Consider the following 21,324-nt stretch of genomic DNA (forward strand, 5'->3'; position numbering starts at 1 on the left):
ATACTTATCAGTTGATGCTAGCGTGCGGTCATGAGACCAGTCTTTGACATCATCGCGCTGCGCAGTCTGGTCGCGGTCGCCGACGAGGGCGGGTTCCGCAGGGCGGCCGAGTCCCTGACGCTCAGCCAGTCGGCGGTGAGCCAGCACGTGCGGCGGCTGGAGAAGACACTCGGGCGGCCGGTGGTGGAGCGGGCCGGCCGCTCCGCCCGGTTCACCGCGGCGGGCAGACTCCTCCTCGACGAGGCCCGCCGGATCCTCGACGTGCACGACGAGGCGGCGCGCCGGCTGCTCGGCTCCGAGTCGGCCACCGTCGTGATCGGTTCCGCCGAGCACATAGCGGACCTGGTCCTGCCGAAGATCACCGCCGCGGTCCACGAGAGGATGCCGAACTGCCAGGTGAGGTTCCGCGTCGACCGCTCGGCCCGACTCGTCGAGGCCGTGGACCGCCGGTCGGTGGACCTGGCCGTGTACGTGACCGAGGCGGTCGCCGTCGAGGGCGTTCCGGTCGGCGGACTGCCCCTGAAGTGGTACGCGGCTCCGGGGTGGACACCGCCACCGGCTCCGGCGGCCTTACCGCTGGCGGCGATCGAGGAGCCGTGCGCGGTCCGCCGTCAGGCCCTGGAGGTGCTCGCCGCGCATGCCGTCCCCGCGTCGGTGATCTGCGAGGCCGGCTATCTGACCGGAGTACTGGAGGCCGCCCGTGCCGGACTCGGCGTGGCACTGCTCGCGGCCACGGGCCGGGGCCACGACGGACTGGTCGAGTACCCCGGTCTGCCGCCGGCTCCCCCCATCCGGATGAGCGCCCACGCCCGCCCGGGCACCGACCCGGCGATGGCCATGAACATCGTCGGCACAGTCCGCTCGCTCCTGGTCGACCTCACCGCGTCCACCCCCGAAGCCACGGCGGACACCGTCGCCGACGCCCATGGCACGGCGTGGGACAGCCTGACCGACGACCAGTGGAAGGCAGTCGTACCGCTGCTCCCGCTCGGCGAGCGCGGCCCGTATCCGGAGGGACTGCGCGATCAGTTCGACGGAGTCATGTGGCACTTCCGCACCGGCAGTTCATGGCGGAACATGCCCGCGCGCTACGGCGCCTGGCAGACCGTCCATCACCGTTTCCAGCAGTGGGCGCTGGCCGGAACCTTCGAGTCGCTGGTCCGTGCCTCCGGGACGACGGTGACCCGGCCGCACCTGCTCGCCCCGCTGCGCAAGGCGGCCGAGGAGGAACGCAGACTCCGCGTCCGCTCCGAACCGCCGGGTCCCGACGACCACGACTGACCGGCCCACCGCCGTCTTCGCACAGGTCGGTCACTCACGCACCGGCGCCCCCGGTCCGACTTGCCTCACAGGCAACCCGACGCATCGGGGCAATCACGCACAGTGAGATCTGCGTAACCCCCGTTTATTCCGGATGACTTCGACCGGAAATGCCGCCTGGCTGAAGTGGAGTCCACAAGCAGCGGCGAGGTGCCACACCTCGGTCCCTCGCATGGAGGACTTCATGCCTGAGCTGTATCTCGACATACCCCGGCCCGACGGCGAGACCCGACGCCGCCACTCCCCTTCCCCCTCCCCCGGGAGCCCGCGATGAGCCCGGCCGTGCGGCTGGCCGGAGCGCACTACCCGGTGGCCGTGATCGGCGGCGGACAGGCGGGGCTCTCCGTCAGCCACTGCCTGCGCGAGCGCGGTGTCGAGCACATCGTGGTCGAGGCGCACCGGGTCGGCCACGAATGGCGTGCGCGCCGCTGGGACTCGTTCTGCCTCGTCACCCCGAACTGGCAGTGCAGACTCCCTGGTCACCCCTATCAGGGGGACGACCCGGACGGCTTCATGGTCCGGGACGAGATCGTGCGCTACCTGGAGGAATACGTCGCCTTCTCCCGGCCCCCGTTGGTGGAGGGCGTCACGGTGACCGGGCTGCGCCGTGCGTCGCACGGGGTCTTCGAACTGTCCACCAGTCACGGCGAGTTCACCGCGGACCAGGTGGTGGTGGCCACCGGCCCGTACCACACCCCGGCGGTCCCGCGGATGGCCGAGCGGCTGCCCGCGCCGGTGGTGCAGGTGCACTCCTCCGGCTACCGCCGCCCGGACCGGCTCCCGCCGGGCGCGGTGCTGGTGGTGGGGTCCGGCCAGTCCGGCTGCCAGATCGCCGAGGACCTGCACCTGGCAGGCCGTCAGGTGCACCTCGCGGTCGGCGGTGCCCCGCGCGTGGCGCGTTTCTACCGGGGCCGGGACTGTGTGGCCTGGCTGGACGACATGGGGCACTACGCCAAGCCGATCGACGCCTTCGACGACGCAGGCGCCGTCCGGATGCGCGTCAACCACTACGTCACCGGCCGCGACGGCGGCCGCGACATCGACCTGCGTGCCTTCGCCCGGGACGGCATGCGCCTGCACGGGCGGCTGACCGGGATCGACGGCGGCAGGCTGGAGTTCGCCGACGACCTGAAAGCGAACCTGGACCATGCGGACGCGGTGGCCGAGGGCATCAAGGACGCCATCGACACGCACATCGCCGCGCACGGCATCACCGCCCCCGAGGAGCCCCGGTACGTGCCGGTCTGGGAGCCGTCCGAGCAGCCGTCCACCCTGGACCTGACGGCCGCCGGCATCACGTCCGTCGTCTGGTCGACCGGCTTCCGCCGTGACCACCGCTGGATCGAGGTGCCCGCCTTCGACGGCCGCGGCTATCCCATGCACTGGCGGGGCGCCAGCAGCGTCCCCGGCCTGTACTTCCTGGGGCTGCCCTGGCAGTACTCATGGGGCTCGGGCCGTTTCGAGGCGGTGGGCAGGGACGCCGAGTTCCTCGCGGGCCACATCGACGCCTCCCGCCGGCTGGCCGACGTGTGCGGCACGCTCACCGGCGCGCCCGCCGAACTCGCCGCCGCCCTCCCGATCGGCTGACGCCCATGGTCTTCGACGCGCACCGCCACATCGGCGTCCTCCCTGCGTACCCCTTCTACGGCGGCCCGCCGGTCCGTCCCGACACCACTTCCCGCGCCACGGTCAAGCAGCTGCTCGCCGACCTGGACGCCGAGGACACCGAACGGGCCCTGGTCATCCCGAACTACGGGGTCCCGGATCCCGCGGTGGCTTTCTCCTTCAACGAGCTGGCGATCGAGGCCGCGCAGACCGACGACCGGCTCCGCGCGGGGCTCTGGGTCTCGCCCCGGCCGGAGGACGCACAACGCACCGAGCAGGCACTGGCGTTGGCCGGTGAACGGGGCGTGAAGGCACTCAAGCTGAGCTTCCTGCTCGGCGGCCGCGCCACCGACCCCGCCTGCCGCCCGCTGCTCGACCGGATATTCGCCACGGCGGCCCGGCACGGCCTGGTGGTGCATGTGCACACCTCGCCCGGCGCCGCCTCCGACATCGACGAGGTCGGCCACCTCGTCGACTGGTACGCCGGCCAGGTGCCGCTCCACCTGGTGCACTTCGGCGGCGGGATGAGCGGTCACATCAAGCTCGCCGGCTCCCGGTTCTTCGACTGGATCGCCGCCGGCAAGCGCGTCTACACCGATCTCTCCTGGGCCATCGGCTTCCTGCCGTACTGGCTGGCCCGGGAGATCGAGCACCGCGGCCTCGGCCACGACCGGGTGCTCTTCGCCAGCGATGAGCCCTGGGGCGACTTCACCGGCGAGTACGCGCGGATGACCACCGCCATCGGCGGGGGCGAACTGGGCGGCCTGGTCTTCCGGGACACCTTCGCCGCGCTCTACGACTGACTCCCCCTCTTCCTCGTTCCTCCTCGTTCCCTCCCGTCAACGCCTCGCACAAGGAGACAGCCATGTCCGAAACCGTCGAACTCACCGAGGTCGAGCAGAAGTCCCTCGACGAGATCCCGCACCCGTCCCTCCCCGAGGGCTCCAGCATCTACGGCTCCACCAAGGTGTTCCCCGACTACCAGGCCGAGAACGGCGAGACCTACTTCACCCTCGTGCACGGGATCGCGCACGAGTCGTCCGTGTCCTTCGTCGCCGTCCTGCAGGCCACCCGCGCCCTGCGCAAGGGCTTCGAGACCGCCATCTACTTCTACGGCCCCGGCTCCCTCAACTGCCTGGCCACCCGCGGCTTCCCGACCACCGGGAACTCCGCGTTCCCCGGCGAGCACAACATCAACAACCAGCTCAAGACGTTCATCGCCGAGGGCGGCAAGGTCTACTGCTGCCGCTTCGGCCTCTCCCTGCACGGCGCCCGCGAGGAGGACCTCATCGAGGGCGTCATCCCGACCCACCCCCTCGACGTCCAGGACGCGTTGATCCACTACGCGCGCAAGGGCGCCATCATCAACTCCACCTACCAGCTGTAAGGGGACCGGCATGAGCGTGGACACCGGCCGCACGGCGGTGGATGTGCGCATCACGACCCGCGCCGAACTCGCCCTGCACGGCGTGGCGATGGACGCCCCCGTACGGCGCCCGGACGGTGCGGGACCCAGCGACGACGGCCATTTCCTGATAGGACACGGTCTCGTCGACGGAGCCGGTGCCGCGCTCCCCCGCAACCCGGACAGCCCCTACTCGGTCCGCGACGGCAGGGTCTGGCTCGGCGACGGGAGCGGACACCTCACGGACACCGGCCTCACCCTCACCGCGGTGCGCCGGCCCAGGTTCTACGACCTCACCACCGCCGACGGCGTCCCGTACGAGCACGTCGCCCGCCTGCACGGCGCCGACGTCCTGGCCACCACCGTCGTCCAGACGTGCATCCGCTACGCCGAGGCCGACCGCTGCCGCTTCTGCACCATCGAGGAGTCCCTGCGCTCCGGCGCCACGGTCGCGGCCAAGACCCCGGCACAGCTCGCCGAGGTCGCCGAGGCCGCCGTACGGCTGGACGGCATCCGGCAGATGGTGCTGACCACCGGCACCACCGCCGGTCCCGACCGGGGCGCCCGCGCCCTCGTCAGGTCCGTGCGCGCCGTGCTGGAGGCGGTGCCCGGCCTCCCCGTCCAGGTCCAGTGCGAGCCCCCCGGCGACCTCGCCTGGATCCGTGCCCTGTACGACGCCGGAGCCACCGCCGTCGGCATCCACGTCGAGTCCCTCGACGACGAGGTGCGCCGGCGCTGGATGCCCGGCAAGTCCACCGTCCAGCTGGCCGAGTACGAGGCCGCCTGGGACGAGGCGGTGCGGGTCTTCGGACCCAACCGGGTCTCCACCTACCTCCTCGTCGGGCTCGGCGAGGACCCGGACGAACTCGTCGCCGGTGCGGGCGGGTTGATCGACCGCGGGGTGTATCCCTTCGTGGTGCCCTTCCGGCCGATGGCCGGCACCCTCGCCGCCCGCGACGGAATCGGCGCCCCCGGTGCGGAGGTGCTGCGGTATGTCACCGAGGGCGTAGCCGCGAAGCTGCTCGCCGCCGGGATGCGCGGCGCCGACCAGAGGGCGGGCTGCGCGGCCTGCGGGGCGTGCAGTGTGCTGCGGACGGCGGGCGGCTGAGATGTATCTCGACGGATCCAAGCCCGGCTCGGTGGTGGCGGAGGCGATCCCCGACATCCTGGCCCTGCTCGGCGACCGCAGCACGCTGGAGCGCCGTGCGCCCGCCTTCCGGATCGAGGAGGCCTGCTCCCGGGCCGACATGACGGCCTACCGGCGGCTGCGCCGGGAGGTCTTCGTGTACGAGCAACGGCTCTTCGCCGGTCATGACCTCGACGACCGCGATGCCGACCCGCGGACGGTGGTGCTGGTCGCCAGGGACCCGGACGGCACGGTCGTCGGCGGGGTACGGCTCGGTCCGGTCACGGACGGCCCGGACATCGGGTGGTGGGCGGGCGGGCGGCTGGTCGTGGCGTCCGGGGCCCGGGGGCCGCAGGGCATCGGCGGGGCATTGGTGCGAGCGGCCTGCGCACGGGCCGAGAGCGAGGGCGCGCTGCGGTTCGACGCGACGGTGCAGACCCGCAACGAGCCGTTGTTCCGGCGGCTCGGCTGGCAACGGGTCCGGTCCGTCACGGTCGCGGACACCCCGCATGTCCTGATGCGCCGGCCGATCGGCCGCATCGAGGCACTCGCGGCAGGCACGAAGTCCCCACTGGGGCCGCTCCTCGCACCCTTCCGCGAACACGCGCTTCGTGCCTCCGCCGCGCACCCGCACGGCGGAGCCCCGGGCACCGGCGCCCGTGCCGTCCTCGGCGGCCCCGGCTTCGTCGGCGACGACGGCGCCCCGGTCCCCGGCACCGATGTGATAGCCGCCTGCGACGCGATCGTGCCCTCCATGGTCGAGCGGGATCCCGACTGGGCGGGCTGGTGCTCGGTACTGGTCAACGTCAACGACCTGGCCGCCATGGGCGCCGCACCGGTCGGACTGCTCGACGCGCTGGGCGCGCGGGACGCCTCGCACGCCGCCCGGGTTCTCACCGGACTGGCGCGTGCGGCCGGGGCGTACGGCGTTCCGGTGCTGGGCGGGCACACCCAACTCGGCGTCCCCGCCGCCCTGTCGGTCACCGCGCTGGGCCGCACCCGCCACCCGGTGCCGGGCGGTGGTGGCCGGCCCGGACACGCCGTCCGGCTCACGGCCGACCTGGGCGGCGGCTGGCGGCCGGGCTACCGGGGCCGCCAGTGGGACTCGACGACCCACCGTCGTACGGACGAACTGCGCGCCATGGCGGGCGCGGTGGCCGCCGCCCGGCCGGCCGCCGCCAAGGACGTGTCGATGGCGGGGATCGCCGGCACCGTCGGCATGCTCGCGGAGGCCGGTGGCTGCCGCGCGGTCCTGGACGTGGCCGCCGTGCCCCGGCCGCACACCGCGACCGCGGGCGACTGGCTGACCTGCTTCCCGGGCTTCGCGATGCTCACCGCCGACCGCCCGGACGCCCCGCCGCTTCCGGCGGGTCCCGCCACCGGTGCCGTGTGCGGCGAACTGACCACAGGAGAAGGCGTCGGGCTGCGCTGGCCCGACGGAGAGATCACCGAAGCGGTCACGTCCACGGTGACCGGGATGGGAGCCGCATGAGCGCCCTGCGCATGGCCGCGGTGGCCGCCGGGTTCGGCCGCGACCTGGAGGAGGACTTCCGGATCGCCGGACGTCTGATCGAGGAGGCCCGGGAACAGGGGGTACGGCTGCTCGCGCTGCCCGAGGCATGCCTGGGCGGGTACCTGCTGAGCCTCGACGACGACGCGGAGCTCGACGAGGGGCCGCCCGCACTCGCCCTGGACGGCCCCGAGATCCGCCGACTGGCCGCCCTGGCCGGGGAGATGACGGTCGTCGCCGGCTACTGCGAGGCCGCCGGAGGCACCCGGTACAACAGCGTCGTCTGCGTCACCGGCGACGGCGTCCTCGGCAACCACCGCAAGGTCCACCAGCCGTTGGGCGAGGACGCCAGCTACGCCTCCGGCGACCGCTTCCACGCCTTCGACACCCCGGTCGGCCGGATCGGCATGATGATCTGCTACGACAAGGCCTTCCCGGAGTCCGCGCGGGCGCTGGCCCTGGACGGCGCCGAGATCGGCGTGTGCGTCTCGGCGTGGCCGGGGGCGCGTACCAACGCGTCGGCCAACCTGGAGGAGGACCGCTGGAAGCGGCGCTTCGACCTGTTCGACCGGGCGCGCGCCCTGGAGAACCAGATCGTCTGGCTCTCCGCCAACCAGTCCGGCACCTTCGGGTCGCTACGCTTCGTCGGCAGTGCCAAGGTCGTCGACCCCGGCGGCGAGATCCTCGCCGACACGGGCGTCACGGCCGGCATCGCCGTCGCCGAACTCGACGTCGTACAGGCCCTTCTCACCGCCCGCCGGTCGATGGGGCACCTGCGCGACCGGCGGCCCGAGACCTACGACCTGTCACCGGGAGCAGTCACCGCATGAGCACGATCCGGATCGCGGCCGCGGCCGCCCACTTCGGCCGCGACCTGGAGTTCGACCTGGCCCGCATCGCCAAGCTGATCGACGACGCGCGCGCCTCCGGAGCCGGACTGCTCGTGCTGCCCGACGCCGCCCTCGGCGGCTACCTCGCCGACCTGCGCCACCCCGACCCCGAGGCCCTGCCGCCCGCGCTGAAGCCCGACGACCCGCTGATCCTCCAAGTGGCCCGCCTGGCCGCCGAGATGGTGGTCTGCCTGGGCTACTGCGAGGACGCCGGCGACGAACGCTACAACGCGGCCGCCTGCGTCAGCGGCGACGGGGTCCTGGGCCGCCACCGCAAGGTGCACCTGCCCGCCGGAGAGGTCGCCGCCTACTCCCCCGGCGACCGGTTCGACGCCTTCGACACCCCGGTGGGCCGCCTCGGCATGCTCATCGACTACGACAAGACCTTCCCCGAGTCCGCCCGCTCCCTGGCCCTGGACGGCGCCGAGGTCCTGGCGTGCCTGTCCGCCTGGCCCACCTCCATCACCAACCGGGCCCCGCGCATGGCCCAGGACCGCCAGGCCAGGCTCTTCGACCTGTACGACCAGGCGCGCGCCGCGGAGAACCAGATCGTGCTCGCCTCCTCCAACCAGACCGGCGCCATGGGCGGTATGCGCTTCCTCGGCCAGGCCAAGGTGGTCGGACCCGGCGGCGACATCCTCGCCCGCACCTGGTCCAAGGCCGGCCTGGCCGTGGCCGAGATCGACGTCGCCGCCGAGACCGACCGGGCCCGCCGGGTCCTGCGCCACCTGGACGAGCGCCGGCCCGGCGCCTACCGGGAGACCCCGTCGTGAAGATCGCGCTGCTCAGCTACTCCACCAAGCCCCGCGGTGGTGTCGTCCACACCCTCGCCCTCGCCGAGGCCCTGGCCGCGCTGGGCGAGGACGTCACCGTGTGGACCCTGGGCCGCGGCGGCGACGCGGGCTTCTTCCGCCCGGTCGCGCCCGCCGTACGGCTGCGGATCGTGCCGTTCCCGGACGGGCCGCCCGAGGAGAGCGTCGGCGCCCGCATCCTGCGCTCCATCGCCGTGCTCCGCGACGCCTTCGACCCGACGCCGTACGACGTCGTCCACGCCCAGGACTGCATCAGCGCCAACGCGGTCGACGGCCGCTGCGTCCGCACGGTCCACCACATCGACCACTTCACCACTCCCGAACTGGCCGCCTGCCACGAGCGGGCCCTCGTCGAGCCGCGGGCCCACATCTGTGTCTCGCGGGCGGTCGCGGACGAACTCGCCACGGGCTGGGGCCTGTCGGCGGAGGTCATCCCCAACGGCGTGGCGTACGACCGCTTCGCCGCCACGGATCCGGCGGCCCGTGCCAACTGGAGCTCCCTGCTGGGCCGTTACGTCCTGACGATCGGCGGCATCGAACCCCGCAAGGGCTCCCTCGACCTGCTGGAGGCCTACGCGCTGCTGCGCACCGCGCACCCGGGCGTACGCCTGGTGATCGCGGGCGGCGAGACCCTCTTCGACTACCGCGACTACCGGGCCCGCTGGGAGGCTCGGGCAGCCGAACTCGACGCACAGCCGGTGGTGTTGGGACAGGTACGTGATGCCGAGCTCCCGTCCCTGGTGGCCGCGGCCGCGGCCTTCGCCTTCCCCTCCGTCAAGGAGGGGTTCGGCCTCGCCGCCATGGAGGCCCTCGCGGCCGGGGTGCCCCTGGTCGTACGCGAACTCCCCGTGCTGCGGGAGGTGTTCGACGGGGCCGCCCGGTTCGCCGCCACCCCTCGGGATCTGGCCGGCGAACTCGACGCCGCCCTCACGCAGGAGAACCCCGCGCACCGGGCGGCGGGCCGGAACCTGGCCGCTCGCCACACCTGGACCTCCGCCGCCCGGCACCACCTGGCGTTCTACCGGTCCCTCGACTGACGGCCCGCCCTCGGCCGACGGACGACCGCCGACCGGGGACCGCCGACCGCCGACCGCCGACCGCCGACCGGGGACCGGATTCCGGGCTCCGGCGCGCGGCCCGGCAGCCGTCTGACGAGCCCGTTCGGCCCGCTAGACTCTGCCAGGTGGCGACGGCGGATGAAGGGTACGAGTTCGGGCTGCTGGGGCCACTGATCGGCCGCCATGACGGGCGTGAACTGGATCTGGGCAGTCCCCTCCAGCGTGCGGTCCTGGTGCGGCTCCTGCTCGGAGAGGGCCGCCAGTGCGGCCTCGACCACCTCGTCGACGCACTGTGGGAGGAGCCCCCCGGCAACGCGGCGCGCTCCGTGCAGACGTACGTCTACCGCATCCGCCTCTCGTTGGGCGAGGGACGTTCCCGGCTGGAGACCACGCAGGGCGGATACCAGCTCGGCGTCCCGGAGCAGGCCGTCGACGCCCTGCGTTTCGAGCAGCTCGTCCGCGAGGGCGAGGAGCTGCGGGCCGCGCGGCAGACCGGCCCCGCCCAGCGTGCGTTCGACGCCGCGCTGGCGCTGTGGTCGGGAGAGCCGCTGTCCGGTGTGCCCGGCCCCTACGCCCAGCGGCACCGCCGACGCTTCGTCGATCTGCGGCTGAACGCCCGGGTGGCACAGCTGGAGTGCGCCGACGAACTGGGCGAGCACGCCCGCGTGGCGACCGAACTGGTCTCACTGATCGCCGACCATCCGCTGCGCGAGGACCTGTACGCGCTGCGCATGCGTGCGCTGTACCAGGCCGGGCGGACGGCGGAGGCCCTGGCGGTCTACGCGGCGGCCCGCGAGACCATGGTGGCCGAACTGGGCATGGATCCGGGGCCCGAGCTGCGCGAGTTGCAGGGCCGCATCCTCAGCGGCGCCGAGCCCGTCCCCGTCGAGTCGCATGCCGGGGGAAGCCGCGCCGGTGCCGTGCCGTCGACCGGTGCCACGGCCTTGCCCCGTGCCACGGCGTCGACCGGTGCCGCGGCCCCAGCACGAGCCGCGGCCTCGACCGGCGCCATGGCGTCCGCCGGTGCTTCCGGTGACACCGCGACACGGTCGGGAGGCCGGGAACAGCGCATCGGACCAGGCGCCGCCGACGCGGCCGCCCGGTCCGCGCCGGCGCAGGCCGGGTCGGACCCGGCCGGCGTCCGCCCGCAGCAACTTCCCCCGGCGCCGGGCGACTTCGTCGGGCGGGAGCGGCTGCAGGAGCGGCTCCGGCTCGCGCTGCGGCCCAGCGGGGAATCGGTCGCGCTCGCGGTACTCAGCGGCATCGGCGGGGTGGGGAAGACAGCGCTCGCGTTGCGCGTCGCCCACGGCATCCGCGGTGACTATCCGGACGGGCAGCTCTATGTGGACCTGCGGGGTGACGGCGGCCAACCCGCCGATCCCGCGGACGTACTGGTCGACTTCCTCCTCGCGCTCGGCATGCCCGCCGCCGCGATCCCCGCGACGCCCACCGCCCGCGCCGGGGCCTATCGCACCCTGACCGCCGACCGCCGGATCCTGGTGCTCCTGGACAACGCGTCCGACACCGCCCAGGTGGCACCGCTGCTCCCGGGCACCCCCGGCAACGCCACGCTGATCACGTCCCGGCACCGGTCGCTCGTACCGCCGGGTGCGACGCGTTTCGAGGTGCCGGTGCCCGATCAGCAGGAGGCGGTGGCCATGCTGGGCCGGTTCACCGGCGACGCCGAGATCGCCGCCGCCCCGGAACTCGCGCTGGAACTGGTGCACGCCTGCGGGCAACTGCCGTTGGCGCTGCGCATCATCGGTGCCCGTACGGCGGCCCGTCCCGGACGCGGGCTCGGCGCGCAGTTGCTGCGGCTGCGCGCCGAGGAGCACCAGCTGGACGAGTTGCGGGCCGGCGGCATGTCGGTGGAGGCCACCTTCCAGGTCGGATACCGGGCCCTCGCGCCCGCTCAGGCGCGGGCGATGCGCCTGTGCGCGCTGCTCGACGCCGCCGACTTCCCGGTCGCGGTCGCGGCGGTGCTGCTCGACCGGCCCGAGCAGGAGACCGAGGAGCAACTCGAGCATCTGCTGGAGGCCGGTCTCCTCGAACCGCATTCGGCCGACCGCTACCGCTTCCACGATCTGGTACGGGCGTTCGCCGCCCGTCGTGCCCACCGCGAGGATCCCGTCGCGGATCGCGAGGCGGCGCTGGTACGGCTGACGATGTTCCTCCAAGCCACCCTGCTCCAGGCCATGAGCGCGACCGAGCGGGCCGGCTCGCTCACCACCCATCTCTTCTCCGTGCCGCTGACCGGACTGCGGTTCGCCGACGCCGCCGAGGCGCGCAACTGGCTGCTGGCCGAACACACGCTGCTGGTCTCGGTGTTCACCCGGGTGCTGCGCGACATCCCGGACGCCGCGCGGATCGTCGTCGCCGCACTCTCGGTCGTCGCGGCGAGCGGGCTGTTCGCCGGGCCCGCGCATCAGCGGGAGCTGGAACGCGTCACGGACCAGGCCGTCGCGGCGGCCGAACTGACCGAAGACCCGGCGTGGCAGGCGCAGACCCGGCACATCCGGGCCTGGCTCGCCTTCATCCGCGGTGATCTGACGGCGGCGGAGACCGATCTGCGCGAGGCGATCCGGCGGGAGCGCGCCGTCGACGACCCGGTGACGTTCTACATGTCGGCCCGGCTCCTGTCGGTCGTACTGGCGGACCAGAGGCGGACCGCGGAGGCCCTCGAGTTCTTCGCCGAGTCGGAGGCCGTCGCCGGCTCCGAGGACGATCCGAAGAGCCCGGCCTACTTCGGCCAGGAGGTGGGCCGCCTGTTCACCGCACTGAGCTCGGACCGGGCCGAGGTGAACATCTCCGCGGCCCAGCATGTGTACGAGGTGAGCGATCGCCTGCGGCAGGAGGCGGCGAGATCGAGAACCTTGCGGCGGAACTCGGGCGGATAGCTGCGGGGCATCACGGCCTCCGAAGGCTGCTGGATCGTCCATTGTCCAGCAACCCGACTCCATCAGAACCGGGGCATACCACCTCCGCCGATCCCGGAGCGGTTCACCCGTCTGCGTACGGCTCCAGGGATCAATCGGACCGTGGCCGGCGCCGAGATTGATCATGGTCCGGTGATGGCCGCAAGGGCGTTGATGCGGTTCGCGTATTCGCGGCGGGCCTTGCCCCCACCACTCGATGCGAGCGGTGGGGCGTGCCTCCTGGGCGGTCCTGCTCTGTCCCGTCCGTCTGTCCGTGGTTGCGTGTGCAGGGGCGGAGACACGACGTCGACTCCACCCCAGTGCGCGATCAGGACCTGACTGCCGTCGGCCTTGGCCAGGCCGCCTGAGGTGGCCGCAGCCGGGGCGGCATCCGCTCGGTCGCCTACAGGTTCTTGGTGAAGAACTCGGCGAGCTTGTCGACGACCTGCGGGACGTATTCGGGCTTCCAGTACAGGTCGATGTGGCTGGCACCGTCGAGGATGAAGAGTTCCTTGGGCTCCTGAGCCCTCTCGATGGCGTCCTGGCTCATGTAGAGCGTGTCGGCCTCGGAGCCGGCGATCAGCAGCAGCGGGCGCGGGGAGATCATCTCGATCCCCTCGAACGGGAAGAACGCCATCTGCTGGCCGAGGCTGGAAAGGGCGAACGTAGCCATGAACCGGGGGTTGGGGTCTATCTCGGAGTAGTACTTGTAGCCCTCCTGGTACATCAGGGGGATGGTGGACGGGTCGTTCATGTCGAACCCGGGGTTGTCAGCGATGAGAGAGAACATCTCGACCTCCCCGCCGGCCGCCTCGCGCGTGCGGGCCTGGGCTGAGCGCTTGAGCAGGTCGGTGCGGTATTCCGCCGACTGCTTGCCGAGGGGGCCGACGCCGTCGCGGCGCGCGGAGCCGATGTCGAAGGTGCTGACCCCCGCGACGGCCTTGATCCGCATCTCGGTCTGCGACACGTTGGCCGTGTAGCCGCCGCCCGCGCAGATACCGAGGGCGCCGATGCGCTCCTTGTCCACGTCAGGGTGGATGCTCAGGAAGTCCACCGCGCGGCGGATGTCCTCGACACGCGCCGAGGGGAACTCCGAGAAGTGCGGCTCGCCGCCGCTCTCCCCCTGGTACGAGGCGTCGAAGACCAGGGCGATGACGCCCTGTTCGGCCAGCAGCTTCGCGTACGTGGTGGGGACCTGCTCCTTGACCGCGCCGAAGGGGTGGGTCACCACGATCGCCGGGTGCTTGGTGCCCTGCGCGAAGCCGGCGGGCTTGAACAGGTTGCCGACTACAGTGTTGCCCTTGTTCTGGAAGGTCACTCGTTCCATGGTCGTTTCCTTGCGCTGTGGGGTGGTGGTGCGGAGCGCCCCGGGCGGGCGTTCCCGTGCTGGGGTGTCCTGGTCAGGGGCGGACGAGGACCTTGAGGGCCTCGCGGTCGTTCATCAGGCGGTAGCCCTCGGCGACGTCGTCCAGGGCCACGGTGCGGTCGAAGACCCGGCCGGGGTGGATGGCGCCGTTGAGGATGTGCGGCATGAGTTCCTCGATGTAGGCGCGGGAGGGGGCGACGCCGCCGGTGAGGGTGATGTTGCGCAGGAACTCGGGGAACCCGAGCGGCACCTCGGGGTACTGCGGGGCGCCGACCCGGCTGATGGTGCCGCCGTCGCGGACCACGCCGGCGGCCTGTACGAGGGCGTCCTTGAGGCCGACGCATTCCAGCACCCGGTCGGTGCCGGTGCCGCCGGTCAGCTCGCGCACGGCGGCGACGCCGTCCTGGCCGCGTCCGGCTACCACGTCACTGGCGCCGAAATCGCGCCCGAGGTCGGTGCGCTTCATGTGGTGGCCCATGAGGATGATCCGCTCGGCACCGAGCAGCTTCGCGGAGATGACCGCGGACAGGCCGACCGCGCCGTCGCCGATGACGGTGACACTGTCGCCTGCCTTCACTCCGGCGGTGCGGGCGGCGTGGTAGCCGGTGCACAGCACATCGGAGAGAGTCAGCAGGTCGGGCAGTAGTTCGGAGTCCTCGCCGACCGGGAGCCTGACCAGGGTGGCGTCGGCGAAGGGGATCCGGGCGGCCTCGCCCTGGCCGCCGTCGACACCACCGACCCCCCAGGGGCCGCCGTGGGCGCAGGAGGTCGTCAGGCCCCGGCGACAGTTCGCGCAGGTGCCGTCCGAGTAGGTGAACGGGGCCACGACCAAGTCACCGGGCTTGAAGCCCTTCACTTCGGTGCCGGTCTCCTCGACCACGCCAATGAACTCATGGCCCATCTGGCGGGGGGTGTCGGTGAGCGGCTGGGACTTGTAGGGCCACAGGTCGCTGCCGCAGATGCAGCCGGCCACGATGCGGATGACCGCGTCGGTGGGCTGCTGGATCCTGGGGTCGGCGATGTCTTCGACGCGGACGTCGCCGGCCTGGTAGAGCAGTGTTGCGCGCATGGGGGGTCTTTCCTTCGGTGCTTTCGGGGTGGTCAGCGGGTGGGGGTTCGCGGTGCCCGGTAGGTGTCATCGGTGACCTGCTCGGCCCAGTCGGTCAGGGGGCGTCGCTGGTGTCGCCCTCCATCAGGACCAAGTGGGCCGTGAAGCGGTCGGTGGCGGCGCCGTGCCAGTCCTCCTCGCCCGGCGCGGTACAGACGGTGTCGCCGGGGCGGGACTCGATGACTGTGCCGTCGCGGCTGCCCAGCAGGGCGATGCCCCCGACGATGTGCGGGGCCTGGCCCAAGCGGCGCACGTGCCAGTGCGAGCGGGCTCCGGGGGCGAACCGGACGACGGCCGGCCGGGCCCGGTCCGGCGCTGCATCGGCGCAGATCCCCTCGACCCACACGTCTCCGGTGAACGTGGTGGCCGGTCCCTTCGCGATGGGTGGTCGGTGGAAGATTTCCATGGTTCCTCGCCTGCTCAGCGGTGGTGGCCGCCTCACTCCTCGGCGATCCCTGTCGAAACCGTGCCCGCTGCGGCGGCCACGTGGCAGGGCGGGACACTCCAGGGAGCGCGAAGGGGGGTGTGGCACGGCCCCCCTCGCCCGCGGCAAGCGCGCCATGCGCGGGCCACACTGGTGTCATGGCACCCGAACGGCAGCAGGACGGCGGAGGTACGGAACTGGGGCGCTTCCTGCGCGCCCGGCGCACCCGGATCACCCCGGCCGAGGTCGGCTTCACCCCAGGCACCGGGGTGCGCCGCACCCCTGGGCTGCGCCGGGAAGAGGTCGCCGCGCTGGCCGGCGTCAGCATCGACTACTACACCAGGCTGGAGCGTGGCAGGGAGACCCGTCCCAGCCTGGCCGTTGTCGTGGCCCTCGGACGCGCGCTCAAGCTGGACGAGGACGAGCAGGGCCACCTGCGCGACCTCGCGATCCGCGCCGCCCACCACGCGCCCGTGCCCCCGGCCGCCCCCAGCCGCACCGTGAGCCCCAAGGTCAAACTGCTGCTGGAGAACCTGCGCCCGAGCCCGGCCTACGTCACCAGCCGCACCCTGGACCTGCTCGCAGCCAACCCCGGCGCGCTCGCGCTGTACGCAGGCATCGAGAAGTGGCGGGTCCGGCAGCGCAATCTCGCCCGCTACCTCTTCCTCCACCCCCAGTCACGTGACCTCTACGCCGACTGGGGCGCCCAGATCCGCGGCTGCGTCGCCCGCCTCCGCGCCCTGGCCGGGACCGACCCCGACGCCCCCGACCTGGCCGGGCTCATCGGCGAACTCCTCCTGAAAAGCCCCGACTTCGCCAAACTCTGGGAACGCTACGACGTCGCCCGAGCCGGCCATGCACAGAAGCCGAAGACCTTCCACCACCCCCAGGTCGGCGAGGTCACCCTTGCCTTCCAGGGCATGCAACTCGAAGGCACTCCCGGCCACCGCCTGGGCATCTACGTTGCCGAACCCGGCACCCCGGATCACGACGCCATGATCCTGCTCGACATGACCGCACCCCACGCCAGCGCACTTCCTCCGCCGGAAAGGCCCGCACCTAGACACGGTCATCCCTGAGGACAACGTAATCCGCCATAGCTCTCACAACAGCAGCCCTGCTCCGACTCGTCCTGATCGGGTGGGAAGGCCACCGGCATGCCGGGATGCGTGAACTGGCAGAACAGGATGCCGACGCCGTCCATCGCTCGCAGACAACCGTGCCCTGTCACACTCATCTGCCTGTTCTCCGGACAGGGTCTCGTGTCCCGGCGCCGGGCCGTGTATCGAAAGTGGATCTTGGGCTGTGAATGATCAGGGTTCATGGTGCGGGGAGATCTCACGGACGGGCAATGGGCGGTGCTGGAGCCGCCGTTACCGAAGGGTGCCAAGGCGGGGCGGCCGCCTGTCCGGCCTCGGCGGCAGCTGATCGACGGCATACGGTTCCGGGTCCGTACCGGTGTTCCGTGGCGGGATGTACCTGTCGAGTACGGGCCGTGGGGCCGGGTCTACGACCTGTTCCGCCGATGGCAGCGGAACGGCACCTGGCACCGGATTTTCACCAGGCTCCAGTCTCTGGCCGATGCGAAGGGTGCGATCACGTGGGACCTGAGCGTCGACTCCACGGTCTGCCGCGCCCACCAGCATGCGGCCGGAGCCCGCAAGCAGGGCGACCTGCAGAAGGAACCTCCAGGAGGCGTGTTCACCGAGCCCCGGAATCACTGGGAAGGCCGCGCGGCGGGTTCGTGCCCCGCCTCGGGCCGGGCCGGCCACGCGTCCGCCCCGATTGCGTGCGGGCGACTACCGCAAGCGCCATGCGGTCGAGTGCGGGATCAACCGCCTCAAGAGACACCACGCTGTCGCCACGCGCTACGACCAGCTCGCGGTCCGCTACGAGACGACCGTCCTCGTCGCTGCCATCAACGAGTGGCTGTGACCCTCGGCCGTCACGCGGTGGGATCCACGTTCCACGCCGCGGGCAGGTCGCTGCCGCAGAAGACGCAGACGAAGTCGTCCTCACGCACGATGTTGTGCTCCTGGCAGTCGGGGCACCGCCGGAACACCACCTCGTGGGTGAAGCCGGAAGGCCGCCGGAGCTCTACAGCGTCCAGAGCACGGGCAACCTCCGCCCAGGAGCTGACGTCCGGGCAGTACCCGGTGGACTGGTTGCTGACCTCGCTCACCGTCCACCGGTCTGCCTCGCGCATGAAGCTGATCTCGCCGGCACTCAGAACCATGTCTCCGCCGGCACAGGCCACGTGCTCGCTTCGCCTCGGCGCCAGCCGAAGCACACCATCCATACCGACCACGAAGGTGAACGGTTCGGCCAGCTCCGCCGCCGATTGCTCCACGATCCAGCCGCCGAAGTCAGCCGCCGAGCCGATCCGACGCCCGCCGTCACCAGGCCGGACCGCAGCCTTCAGCTCGACCGGTCCGACATATCGATAACTCCGCCCCCGCCCACTCACGGCAGCCAACCTAGAGCACTTCCGACACACGCCCTGGACGCCGGTGAACGCCGTACTTCTTCGACACGCCCGGTCCGACAGCTGCTGTTGCCAGTTGTCCCGGCGGATCCGGTCGAACAGCTCTTGCTTGGACAACGACATCCACAGCACCCACCCTCGGCGAACCACACCCACCGTCCCACCGCAAGACCCAGGGTCGGACCACTTCACTTCGCCACTACCCCCGCGTGCCTCCGAACGCCCTTCTCAGTTGGGCCAGTTGGAGTCGCCCCGGGTGGAGCCACATAGCGCCGCCCCAGCCACTGGGCGTCCTCGCCCGTCGAGTCGGCCCCGTTTTCACGCGCCGTCGACCGGATGTCGATCCGTGTGCGGCACGGTGATGCGAGAACGAACCGCAGCACACCCTCGAACAGGTGACAGACATGCTCAAGATCGGTCTGGGCGCTCCCCAGTACGGATTGTTCACCGGCCCCTCCGCGATCTCCGGGTTCGCCGCCTCGGTCGAAGCGATCGGCTTCGACAGCCTGTGGGTGGGCGACCGGGCCCTGGTACCGACGCGGCCCCGTGACCCCTGTCCCGGCGGTGGTCCCGTACCGGAGGGGTTCCGCAACTTCCTGGACCCCATCGCCACCCTGTCCTTCCTGGCCCACGCCACCCGGCGGCTGCGCCTCGGGACCAGCACGCTCAACGCTCCCTTCTACTCGCCGCTCCTGCTGGCCCGTTCCCTGGCGTCCGTCGACATCCTCAGTGAGGGGCGGCTCGACATCGGGTTCGGGCTCGGATGGTCGTCCGACGAGTACGAGGCCATCGGCGTGCCGTGGCGGGGGCGCGGGGCACGGCTGGAGGAGATCCTGGACGTCCTGGAACACGTCTGGTCCGGTTCGTCGGCCGGGTACGAGGGGGCGCTGTGGACGATCCCGGGTGCGCACCTCGAGACACTCCCCGTGCAGCGGCCCCGGCCGCCGGTGCTCCTTGGCGGTTTCACTCCGGCCACCCTGGAACGTGTCGGCCGTCGCGCGGACGGCTGGGCGGGAGTCGCGTTGCCGGTCCCGCAACTGGCCCATGTCATCAGCCAGATCCGGCAGATCGCGGAGGCCAACGGGCGTGACCCCGACGCCCTGCGCACCGTCGTCCGGGTGAACCCCGTGGTGACGGCCGAGGCCGCACCGGGCGACGCCGTTCCGCACCGGGGAACGGTCCTGCAGGTTTCCGACTACCTGCTCGCCGCCCATGCGGCAGGGGGCGACGAGGTGCTCGTCGACCTGCAGCAGACCGCGCGGAGTACGGAAGAGCTGACGGACCTGGCGCGCCGCTTCCACGAACTCCTGCGCAAGGGCTAGGGAGCCCCGGGACACCGCCGGCCGGTTGTCGGCGCAGGCATTCACAGTCGCCATCGCCGGGCTTTGCTGCCCGGCGGTCCCCCCTCGCACACGTCGAACACCCGAATGCCCGAACACGCAGATCAAGGAATACCCGGCCATGCCTGATGCAGTCGGCTCGAAGCCGGATGTCCACGACATGGTGGTGGTGCACCGCGGCTTCCGTCGATCGTGCGCGGATCTGCCGGATCTGGTGCGCGGGCTGCGGCCCGGTGACACCGCGCGGGCCGCGCTGGTCGTCGACGCGGTGCGGTTCATGCTCAGGGGTCTGGAAGCCCACCACGTCAGCGAGGACGAACTCCTCTGGCCCCGGCTCGCGGCACGGACGGCGGGGCAGGCCGAGACGATCGCGCGCATGGCGGAGCAGCACCACCGGCTGGAGAAGCGGGTCACGCAGGTGACGGACGCGCCGGACGAGCTGGCCGCCGATCCCCGGCAGCCGCTCTGTGAGCAGATGGCGGCGCAACTCCCGAGGAGCAGCGAACGCTGCTCGCCAAGGCGCCCCTGCCCGCTCGTCTCCTGTGGCGCCTGTCCGGCCGCCGCTCGCACGCCCGTTGGGAGGCCCGCCTGTACGGGGCGTGAGCCTCGGCGTCTTGACGCACGCCGAAACGGAGGGCACGCTGATCGCGATGGATTCTGATGTTGCGCAAGTCAGCGCCTGAGCATGTCGGTGCAAAGTAGAGACGGTATTTCTCCTTTAGACGGCACAGCGCGCTCACAGCAGAGGCACTGACCAAACGGAACGTCCTGGAACAGGCATCCCCCTTCGCAGGGTCCTCTGCCACGTGCTCGTTTCCCCATTTCCCTCAGGCACAGTGCTTGATAGCGCCGTTGTTCCGATGAGAAAACGTTGTCAGAGTATCTGGAGCGGGTCATGAAGGCGTCCGATGTCCTGATCAGCGGCCTGGGCGCCTTTCTGCCCGACCGGGTGCCCATGGGTTGGGCGGTCGAGCGGGGGCTGATCGACCCGGCCGCCGCGGAGGAATACGGAATCACGAGTGTCACCGTCGCGGGCGATGTTCCGGCGCCGGAGATGGCGGTGCGGGCATGCCGACAGGCGCTCGAAAGGGCCGGCCAGAATCCGGCGTCCTTGAGCTTATTACTCTATGTCAGCGTGTGGTATCAGGGCCCGCACGGCTGGTGTCCCCAGTATTACGTGCAGCGGCACACGGGCGCGGGCCGGGCCACCGCAGCCGAGGTCAGACAGGGCTGCATGGGAATGTTCTCCGCCCTGGAACTCGCGGCGGGTCATCTCATGGCCTCGGCCGAGCACGAAGCGGCGCTGGTCACCTCCGGGGACAACTTCACCTCGGAACTGCTGGAACGCTGGCGTTTCAGTCCGCATTTCGTCATGGGGGACGCGGGCTCCGCCGTCGTCCTGAGCCGGCGAGAGGGTTTCGCCCGGCTCAAGTCCGTCAACGCGGTCACGCTCCCCGAGTACGAGGCCATGCACCGCGGCCCCGAGCCCCTGTTCCCGCCGGGAGCCGGCCGGCCCGGGAAACTCGACTTCGGCGACTCCAAGGACCGCTGGCTGGACGGTCCGGACCGGGATCCGGCGGGCCCGCTGAAACTCGTGGCCGCGCAGGACGAACTCGTCGGCCGGACACTCGACGAGGCCGGCATCACGATGGACGACGTCTCCCGCGTCGCCTATGCCAACGGGTCCCGGGAACGCGTCGAGGGACGCGCGATGGTACCGCTCGGCCTGCCGATGTCCCTTTCGACATGGGAACAGGGGCGCACCGTCGGCCATATCGGCGCCAGTGACCAGGTGGTGGCGCTCGAACAGCTGCTGCTCTCCGGAGAGCTGCGCCGCGGGGACCATTTCCTGATGCTCGGTGTGGGGCCCGGACTGAACATCGCGTGCGCCGTGATCGAGATCATCGAGACTCCGCACTGGTCCTCCGCTCATCCGGCCACCGCTGCGTGAAAGGCGTCT

General features: G+C 71.7%; 18 protein-coding genes and 1 pseudogene. 15 read left to right on the forward strand and 4 right to left on the reverse strand.

What is annotated here, in order from left to right:
- The first annotated feature begins 30 nt into the window (after positions 1–30).
- The 10 genes from ACFWPS_RS40160 to ACFWPS_RS40205 all read left to right on the forward strand — a co-directional run bounded on the left by ACFWPS_RS40160 (position 31) and on the right by ACFWPS_RS40205 (position 12,623).
- Positions 31–1,281, forward strand: coding sequence for a transposase (locus ACFWPS_RS40160; protein ID WP_383715120.1), 1,251 nt, complete (start codon positions 31–33; stop codon positions 1,279–1,281).
- A 309-nt stretch (positions 1,282–1,590) separates the two neighbouring features.
- Positions 1,591–2,907 carry an MSMEG_0569 family flavin-dependent oxidoreductase gene (locus ACFWPS_RS40165; RefSeq protein ID WP_383715122.1) on the forward strand — a complete coding sequence of 439 codons (1,317 nt, stop codon included), beginning with the start codon at positions 1,591–1,593 and terminating at the stop codon, positions 2,905–2,907.
- 5 nt (positions 2,908–2,912) lie between these two features.
- Positions 2,913–3,728, forward strand: a complete 816-nt coding sequence (locus ACFWPS_RS40170) for an amidohydrolase family protein (protein WP_383715125.1) — start codon at positions 2,913–2,915, stop codon at positions 3,726–3,728.
- A 62-nt stretch (positions 3,729–3,790) separates the two neighbouring features.
- Complete coding sequence (locus ACFWPS_RS40175) at positions 3,791–4,312, forward strand: MSMEG_0572/Sll0783 family nitrogen starvation response protein (RefSeq protein WP_089104900.1); 522 nt, start codon at positions 3,791–3,793, stop codon at positions 4,310–4,312.
- A 10-nt stretch (positions 4,313–4,322) separates the two neighbouring features.
- A complete protein-coding gene (locus ACFWPS_RS40180; protein ID WP_383715127.1) occupies positions 4,323–5,438 on the forward strand; it encodes an MSMEG_0568 family radical SAM protein in 1,116 nt (371 codons plus the stop codon).
- Between the two features lies 1 nt (position 5,439).
- Positions 5,440–6,948: an MSMEG_0567/sll0787 family protein gene (locus tag ACFWPS_RS40185; protein ID WP_383715130.1), complete on the forward strand. Its 1,509-nt coding sequence runs from the start codon at positions 5,440–5,442 to the stop codon at positions 6,946–6,948.
- The gene (locus tag ACFWPS_RS40190; RefSeq protein WP_383715134.1) at positions 6,945–7,796 is read left to right on the forward strand and encodes a carbon-nitrogen hydrolase family protein; all 852 of its coding nucleotides are present in this window, start codon (positions 6,945–6,947) and stop codon (positions 7,794–7,796) included. The genes ACFWPS_RS40185 and ACFWPS_RS40190 overlap by 4 nt, the downstream gene beginning before the upstream one ends.
- Entirely contained in the window at positions 7,793–8,629 is an 837-nt protein-coding gene (locus ACFWPS_RS40195; protein WP_383715136.1) for a carbon-nitrogen hydrolase family protein, read from the forward strand. Before ACFWPS_RS40190 ends, ACFWPS_RS40195 begins: the two co-directional genes overlap by 4 nt.
- Complete coding sequence (locus tag ACFWPS_RS40200; protein WP_383715139.1) at positions 8,626–9,705, forward strand: MSMEG_0565 family glycosyltransferase; 1,080 nt, start codon at positions 8,626–8,628, stop codon at positions 9,703–9,705. Before ACFWPS_RS40195 ends, ACFWPS_RS40200 begins: the two co-directional genes overlap by 4 nt.
- Positions 9,706–9,851: 146 nt before the next feature.
- Complete coding sequence (locus ACFWPS_RS40205; RefSeq protein ID WP_383715142.1) at positions 9,852–12,623, forward strand: BTAD domain-containing putative transcriptional regulator; 2,772 nt, start codon at positions 9,852–9,854, stop codon at positions 12,621–12,623.
- A 421-nt stretch (positions 12,624–13,044) separates the two neighbouring features.
- On the opposite strand, the gene ACFWPS_RS40210 is transcribed toward ACFWPS_RS40205, so the two are convergent.
- The 3 genes from ACFWPS_RS40210 to ACFWPS_RS40220 form a co-directional block, all read right to left on the reverse strand.
- Positions 13,045–13,968 (reverse strand): alpha/beta hydrolase, encoded by a 924-nt coding sequence (locus ACFWPS_RS40210; RefSeq protein ID WP_383715145.1) that lies wholly within the window; start codon positions 13,966–13,968, stop codon positions 13,045–13,047.
- A 73-nt stretch (positions 13,969–14,041) separates the two neighbouring features.
- Positions 14,042–15,076 (reverse strand): alcohol dehydrogenase catalytic domain-containing protein, encoded by a 1,035-nt coding sequence (locus tag ACFWPS_RS40215; RefSeq protein ID WP_383715148.1) that lies wholly within the window; start codon positions 15,074–15,076, stop codon positions 14,042–14,044.
- Positions 15,077–15,170: 94 nt separating this feature from the next.
- A complete protein-coding gene (locus ACFWPS_RS40220; RefSeq protein ID WP_383715150.1) occupies positions 15,171–15,521 on the reverse strand; it encodes a cupin domain-containing protein in 351 nt (116 codons plus the stop codon).
- Positions 15,522–15,697: 176 nt separating this feature from the next.
- Here ACFWPS_RS40220 and ACFWPS_RS40225 point away from each other — a divergent pair, with 176 nt between their 5' ends.
- Entirely contained in the window at positions 15,698–16,618 is a 921-nt protein-coding gene (locus ACFWPS_RS40225; protein WP_383715153.1) for a helix-turn-helix transcriptional regulator, read from the forward strand.
- Positions 16,619–16,861: 243 nt separating this feature from the next.
- A pseudogene (locus ACFWPS_RS40230) lies at positions 16,862–17,474 on the forward strand (IS5 family transposase).
- Between the two features lie 10 nt (positions 17,475–17,484).
- Here the strand turns inward: ACFWPS_RS40230 and ACFWPS_RS40235 are convergent.
- A complete protein-coding gene (locus tag ACFWPS_RS40235; protein WP_383715199.1) occupies positions 17,485–18,006 on the reverse strand; it encodes a hypothetical protein in 522 nt (173 codons plus the stop codon).
- Between the two features lie 422 nt (positions 18,007–18,428).
- Between ACFWPS_RS40235 and ACFWPS_RS40240 the strand changes: the two genes are divergently transcribed.
- The 3 genes from ACFWPS_RS40240 to ACFWPS_RS40250 all read left to right on the forward strand — a co-directional run bounded on the left by ACFWPS_RS40240 (position 18,429) and on the right by ACFWPS_RS40250 (position 21,315).
- A complete protein-coding gene (locus tag ACFWPS_RS40240; protein ID WP_383715201.1) occupies positions 18,429–19,346 on the forward strand; it encodes a TIGR03619 family F420-dependent LLM class oxidoreductase in 918 nt (305 codons plus the stop codon).
- A 139-nt stretch (positions 19,347–19,485) separates the two neighbouring features.
- A complete protein-coding gene (locus ACFWPS_RS40245; RefSeq protein ID WP_383715154.1) occupies positions 19,486–20,025 on the forward strand; it encodes a hemerythrin domain-containing protein in 540 nt (179 codons plus the stop codon).
- Between the two features lie 234 nt (positions 20,026–20,259).
- A complete protein-coding gene (locus ACFWPS_RS40250; protein ID WP_383715156.1) occupies positions 20,260–21,315 on the forward strand; it encodes a ketoacyl-ACP synthase III family protein in 1,056 nt (351 codons plus the stop codon).
- Positions 21,316–21,324: the final 9 nt, after the last annotated feature.

Source organism: Streptomyces sp. NPDC058457 (assembly GCF_042720695.1).
In the GTDB taxonomy this organism is placed as follows: domain Bacteria; phylum Actinomycetota; class Actinomycetes; order Streptomycetales; family Streptomycetaceae; genus Streptomyces.